Below are 6,000 nucleotides of genomic sequence, written 5' to 3' on the forward strand. Positions count from 1 at the left end.
CAGCATGCGCTCAGGTGTGCGGTACCGTTCAGTGGCGACCGAAGATCGTTGCGACGCGACTCCAACCACGACGCGAACACCCTGCGCCTGCAGCGTGATCCGACTTGTCGGTCCCGATGGAACCGTCGTGGACGATGGCGACTCTCGACAGGCGGTCAGCGAACACACTCAGCATCGTCTCGACCCTGCTAGACAGCGCGCTGGCGTTCCGGCGCGGCCGTCGAAAGAGCGGCCTTCTGCTCCTCGCCGCGGCCGCGCTTTCGTCTCGAGTCCCCGGCCTGGGGACGGCCGTGTCGTTGTTCCTCCGGCTCGGTCGCCGACTCCGATAGCTCGGACGAGGATGACTGTGCCGAGGCGACCGCGACGGCAAAAAAGAGCGCCGACGTTCGATCTCCCGTCTACTCGAGTGTGAACGGTTCGTCGGCCTCGAGCGCGTGGACTTCGGTGTCGCTGCCGGTTCCGCGGACCTCACTGGCGAACTCCTCGGGGTCCTGCTCGATCGGCGGGAAGGTGTCGTAGTGTTGCGGGAACGCGTGATCGACGTCGAGCCAGTCGACGGCGATCGCCGCCTGCATCGGGCCCATGGTGAAGTGGTCGCCGATCGGAACCGTGGCGGCGTCGGGCTCGAGATACGGGCCGATGACCTCGCGCATCTCGGTCATGAGCGACGTGTCGCCCGCGTTGTAGAACGTCGTCGACTCGTCGTCGCTGACCTGCGTCGGTTTCGTATCCGAAACGACGAACCCGGCCGGCATCCCGCCGCTCGTCTCGTTTTCGGTCATGATCCCGTTCGTGTGGTCGGCACGGGTCATCGTGACGTACGCGTCGCCACACTCGACGGTTCCGCCGAGATTCATCCCCATGCCGCCGACGGCATCCTCGAAGCCGAACTCCGCCTCGCAGTAGGAGACGAGTTCCGGTGTCGCGACCAGCGTCGCGTCCGAAAACTCGCCCGCGTGGGCGATGTGATCGGCGTGACCGTGTGTCAACAGGACGTAGTCCGGCGTGTCGATGTCGGACGGCTCGAGGTCGGTCTTCGGATTGTCGAAGAACGGGTCGATCAGCAGATCGGTCTCCCCAACGGTGACGTGCCACGTCGAGTGGCCGTGCCAAGTGAGTTCCATAGCGACCGATGGATTCGTCCGAGAACACAATAAAAGTGGGCGAGGTTCGACCGGTACCGCCGCGTCTCGCGTCGACCGGCGGACCGCGTGTGGCCCCGCACGGTCCGCAACGACTGGTTTCCGACCGACTTCGGACATGTACTATCACCAACTCTTATACGTTCGGTCTCGGAAGGAGGGGACGCCGCAAGCGAACTGACACACCACGCGTGCGGTCTGGGATCGCACTCCGGTCGGCGCCGGTATGCCGCGACCGCCCGTTCCGTTGCGATCGCCAGGCGGATTCACTCTCACCATTCGGCACCCAACCACTGCGAACCCCCGTGGCGTTCACGGGGCGTCAGCGCACTGGGCGGCGATGCCGTGGCGTTTTTTACCCGGGGGCCGTACGGCGACTATGCTCGCACTCACGCTCGAGGAGTTCATGCTTGAGCTCAACGACGGCGCGATCAAGAACGTCGGCCCGAACAACAAGGAAGCGACGGTCAAACTGTTCGACGTCGATACCGCCGAGGCGAGGGAGTTCGGCGACAAGCGCATCAAACTCGTCTTCGAGGACGAGGACGACAACGAAGTACAGGTCTCGCTGTTCCCGGAGGACGTTCGGCGGATCGCCGAGGATATCGAGGCGCTCGAGGAGGATTCGCCGGTTTTCGACTGACCGCGGGGCTATACCGCAGTTGTGACGGCGACCCGCGTTGCGAACGCATTTCGACAACCGTTTTAGGGCGAAACCGCTTGGTTCGAGTAGATGGGTAACTGTATCATCTGCGGCACACCCGTTGACGGCGAGATCTGTGAGAGTCACGAGGAGGATGCCGTTTTCGAATTTCGCGGCACGTCTGCCTCGCAGCTCACACCCGGTCGCTACTACCGGGGAACCGTCGACGGCTACGCCGACTTCGGTGTCTTCGTCGACATCGGAGACCACGTCACCGGCCTGTTGCATCGAAGCGAACTCGACCAACGACTCGAAAGTCTCGACTGGGAACCGGGGGACGACGTCTTCGTCCAGGTACTCGACGTTCGAGACAACGGGAACGTCGACCTCGGCTGGTCGATCCGCCAGCGCGAACGCGAGTTCCGCGGCAAACTGATCGAGACGGGCGACGACGAGTACCGGCCCGAGGAGTTCGAGGACGACGCCGACGAGTCGGACACCGAGACGACGACCGAAACCACCACGTCCGAGGGGTCGGCCGCCGAAAGCGACGAACTCACCGACGACCGAGCGGCGACGGCCGGCGAACTGCAGGCCGCCGCCGACGAAACCGAACCCGAATCGGAGACGGACGCCGTCGACGAGCAATCCCCGGCCGCGGACACCGCCGGCTCCGTCGCGAGCAGCGGCTCGGTCGCGACCGAGTCCGCCGCCGCCTCGACGCCGGCCACCGACGCCGAGCCGGACGACGAGTCCGAACCTGCACTCAAGCGAACGACCATCGAATCCATCGAGAACCAGGTCGGTAACGTCGTCCATCTCGAGGGCGAGATCACCGGCGTTCGCCAGACCAGCGGTCCGACCGTCTTCGAACTGCGCGACGAGACCGCCACCGTCGAGTGTGCGGCCTTCGAGGAAGCCGGCGTTCGCGCCTACCCCGACGTCGAACTCGACGACGTCGTCGCCCTGGAGGGCGAGGTCGAACACCACCACGGCGACCTGCAGGTCGAGACCGAGTCCCTCGACATTCTCGAGGGCGACGAGCGGGACACCGTCGTCGACCGCCTCGAGAACGCGCTCGAACGCGAGGCCCGCCCGGCCGACGTCGAGTTGCTGGCCGATCACGACGCGGTCGCGGCCGTCGAATCGAACATCGCCGACGCGGCGACCGCGATCCGACGGGCCGTCATGGAAGCGCGGCCGATCGTCGTTCGCCACGGCGCGACCGCCGACGGCTACGTCGCCGGTGCCGCCATCGAGCGCGCCGTGCTCCCGTTGATTCGCGAGAAACACACCCGCGAGGACGCGGAGTATCACTACTTCGAGCGACGCCCGCTCGACGGCCGCGTCTACGACATGGACGCCGCCACCAACGACGTCACCTCGATGCTCGAGGCACGCGAGCGCCACGGCGAGCAACTCCCGCTCGTCGTCCTCGTCGACGCCGGGTCGACCGTCGAGTCCACCGACGGCTACGAACTGCTCTCGCTGTACGACGCCGAGGCGCTCGTCATCGACGACAGCCGAGCCGACGACGAGGTTACCGACGCCGTCGGCGTCGACGTCGCACCGTCGCTGGCCGGCGCCGACGTCAGTGATGTCACCTCGACCGCGCTGGCAACGAACGTCGCCGCCCACGTCAACGACGACGTACGCGACGACCTCGAGCACCTCCCCGCGGTCAGCTACTGGGAGAACACGCCCGAGGCGTACCTCGACCTCGCGACCGAGGCCGGCTACGACGAGACCGGCGTCTCCGAGCGCCGCGAAGCCGTCGCGCTCGAGGCCTACTATCAGTCCTACAAGGACAAGCGGGAACTCGTAATCGACCTGCTGTTCGGCGACGGCGACGAATCCGGACGGCCCCGGGACGGCGATCTCGCGGCCCACGTCTCCGAGCAGTTCCGCGACAAACTCGAGACCGAACTCGAGACGGCCCGCGAGAACCTCACGGTCGAAGGCGTCAACGGCGTCACCGTCTCCGTGCTCGACACGGACGCTTTCACCCACCGCTACAACTTCCCGACGACGATCCTGCTGCTGGACGCGCTCCACCGCAGCGAGCGGGACCGAGCGGATTCGCCGTACGTCACGCTCGGCGTCGGCGACGACGAACTCCACGTCCGCGCGACGGCTCCGGTCAACGTCCGTGATCTCGGCGATTCGATCGCCGAGGCGGTGCCCAACGGCGGCGTCAGCGTCGTCGGCGGCCAGGACGGCCACGTCGAGTTCCTGCCCGGCGAACGCGACGCGGTCCGCGAGGCGGCGCTCGAGGCGCTCGGCGAGACGCTCGCGTAAGACCCGTCTTCTGCCGTCGTCTACCGATCGAACAGCGACGGCTCCGGCTATCAGTTCGTTTCGTTCGGCCGAGGGAGATACATACGACCGTCTGCGAGTGCGAATTTACTTCAGCAGGTTTAATCCAACCCTCACGGAACGGTGTCACATGGCGAACTCGAGATGGTGGTACGGCATCGTTCCGTTTCCCGTCGTGATACTGACGGCGGTGATAACTCACGTTGCCTTCCGCGCGTTCACTGTTGCGACTCGCCCGTCGACCGACGAGCCGCTGGGTGCGGCCGTCGCGTGGTTCGCACTGCAGACGCTCTCGTTCTGGACAGGGGTCCTCGTGGCCGTGCTCGTCCTCGGGTGTTTGCTCGCGGACTGCCGGGCACTCAGCGGGAACGAGGCGTGGTCGCCGAGCGGTTGGTGGGGAATCGCCGGCGTCGTCCATCTCGGCGGGGCAGTCTTCCCGGAACTCTTGCTCCTCTCGGTGCCGGCGCTCTCCGCCTATCTGTACCGTCGCCACGTCCGCCTCGGACGCCCCTGAGAGAACACACGTCGGGGGGCGTGTCTCACCGGGTCACCTCTTGCGTATTCGGCCGCAGTCCCCGCGTGGACCCGGACAGTATCGCTACGGCTCGAGGTCCCGTTGTCGTCCCTTCGGGACCATCGAGCGGAGTTCGCCGTGAACGTAGAGGCCGACGCCGAGCGCTTCGGACTCGCCCGCGATCTCGTGGGCGGCGATCAGATACCCCCAGTCGCCGTCCCACCACTCGAGCGTCTGGTCCTCGCCGGCGGCGAAGCGACGCGCCTGCTCGCGGTCGAGGTCGATCACGCACTCGGTGGCGTGGTCGCCAAAGCGTTGGACGACGTCGGTCGTGGGTTTCCAGTGTTCCTGTCGCGTACGGAGACAGGTCATCCCGATCGCCTCGATCTCCAGCGCCGTTGGGGCCTCGCCGCGGTAAATCCAGATCTTCCCTGCACCCTTCTCCCAGAAGGTGTAGTCGTCGAACGTCTCCGGTGGGATGCCGAACCGATCCGCGAAGTAGTCGACCACCGCCTCGCGCGTGGCTCGCCCGTCGACGGTGCGTTCGGCGTCGGTCGCGGGGAGTCGGTCGAACCGCTGGCCGTCGTTGCCGTCGGCCATCAGGCGGTCACCTCCAATTTCGCGACGAAGAACCCGCCGGTGTCGTTCTGGTGGGGATAGATCCGGGCTGCCCGCTCGAGGCGCTCGTCGAACGTCTCGCCGTCCCACGCCGTCAGTCCCGGCGCGTGCTCCAGTTCGAGGTCGAAGTCGACGACGCGACAGGACTCGTTGTCGAGGGCGTGCTGGACGATGGCCTCGTTCTCCTCGGGGGCGAAGGTACACGTCGAGTAGACGACCGTCCCGCCCTCGCGGGTGGCCTGGATCGCTCGCCGGATGATCCCCTTCTGGATGCCCGCAACGGAGGAGATGTGGCCCTCCGACCAGTTGTCGAGCGCGTCGGGGTTCTTCCGGATCGTCCCCTCGCAGGAACAGGGCGCGTCGACGAGGGTCCGGTCGAACGCGTCGAAGTCGAACCGCTCGAGCGAGTAGTTGCGCGCGTCGGCGTTGGTCACGGCGAGGCTGGTCGCGCCGAGTCGCTCGGCGTTGAACCGCAGCGCCGAGATGCGGCCGAGATTGTTGTCGTTCGCGACGACGGTCCCGCGATCGTCCATCAGCGCCGCGATCTGGGTCGCCTTGCCGCCGGGCGCGGCACAGCAGTCCCAGACCCGGTCGCCGGGCTGGGGATCGAGAACGACCGGCGGCACCGCCGAGACCTCCTCCTGGCCGTGGGTAAAGCCGTGGAACGAGGTCCACGTCGATCCCGGCGAGTCGGTCTCGAGGGTCAGGACGCGCGGGTTCCAGTCGGCTTGGTCGTAGTCGACGCCCGCCTCATCGAGGGCCGCGAG

At 66.7% G+C, this 6,000-nt stretch carries 7 protein-coding genes; 4 read left to right on the forward strand and 3 right to left on the reverse strand.

Going from position 1 to position 6,000, the window contains the following annotated elements:
• The first annotated feature begins 134 nt into the window (after positions 1 to 134).
• Positions 135 to 329, forward strand: a complete 195-nt coding sequence (locus tag ALTAJ2_RS20105) for a hypothetical protein (protein WP_049900537.1) — start codon at positions 135 to 137, stop codon at positions 327 to 329.
• Positions 330 to 398: 69 nt separating this feature from the next.
• Here the strand turns inward: ALTAJ2_RS20105 and ALTAJ2_RS11805 are convergent, their stop codons facing one another.
• Positions 399 to 1,124 carry a metal-dependent hydrolase gene (locus tag ALTAJ2_RS11805; protein ID WP_007109637.1) on the reverse strand — a complete coding sequence of 242 codons (726 nt, stop codon included), beginning with the start codon at positions 1,122 to 1,124 and terminating at the stop codon, positions 399 to 401.
• A gap of 397 nt (positions 1,125 to 1,521) precedes the next feature.
• On the opposite strand from ALTAJ2_RS11805, the gene ALTAJ2_RS11810 reads away from it, so the two are divergent.
• The 3 genes from ALTAJ2_RS11810 to ALTAJ2_RS11820 all read left to right on the forward strand — a co-directional run bounded on the left by ALTAJ2_RS11810 (position 1,522) and on the right by ALTAJ2_RS11820 (position 4,615).
• Entirely contained in the window at positions 1,522 to 1,785 is a 264-nt protein-coding gene (locus tag ALTAJ2_RS11810; protein ID WP_007109638.1) for a hypothetical protein, read from the forward strand.
• A gap of 90 nt (positions 1,786 to 1,875) precedes the next feature.
• Positions 1,876 to 4,083 (forward strand): OB-fold nucleic acid binding domain-containing protein, encoded by a 2,208-nt coding sequence (locus ALTAJ2_RS11815; protein ID WP_007109639.1) that lies wholly within the window; start codon positions 1,876 to 1,878, stop codon positions 4,081 to 4,083.
• 148 nt (positions 4,084 to 4,231) lie between these two features.
• Entirely contained in the window at positions 4,232 to 4,615 is a 384-nt protein-coding gene (locus ALTAJ2_RS11820) for a hypothetical protein (RefSeq protein ID WP_007109640.1), read from the forward strand.
• An 84-nt stretch (positions 4,616 to 4,699) separates the two neighbouring features.
• Here the strand turns inward: ALTAJ2_RS11820 and ALTAJ2_RS11825 are convergent, their stop codons facing one another.
• Positions 4,700 to 5,215: a DUF7122 family protein gene (locus tag ALTAJ2_RS11825; protein WP_007109641.1), complete on the reverse strand. Its 516-nt coding sequence runs from the start codon at positions 5,213 to 5,215 to the stop codon at positions 4,700 to 4,702.
• Positions 5,215 to 6,000: RsmB/NOP family class I SAM-dependent RNA methyltransferase (locus ALTAJ2_RS11830; RefSeq protein ID WP_050031470.1), on the reverse strand; the 786-nt coding region annotated here is incomplete at its 5' end. The genes ALTAJ2_RS11825 and ALTAJ2_RS11830, both read right to left, overlap by 1 nt.

It is taken from the genome of Natrinema altunense, from assembly GCF_000731985.1.
GTDB classification, from domain to species: domain Archaea; phylum Halobacteriota; class Halobacteria; order Halobacteriales; family Natrialbaceae; genus Natrinema; species Natrinema altunense.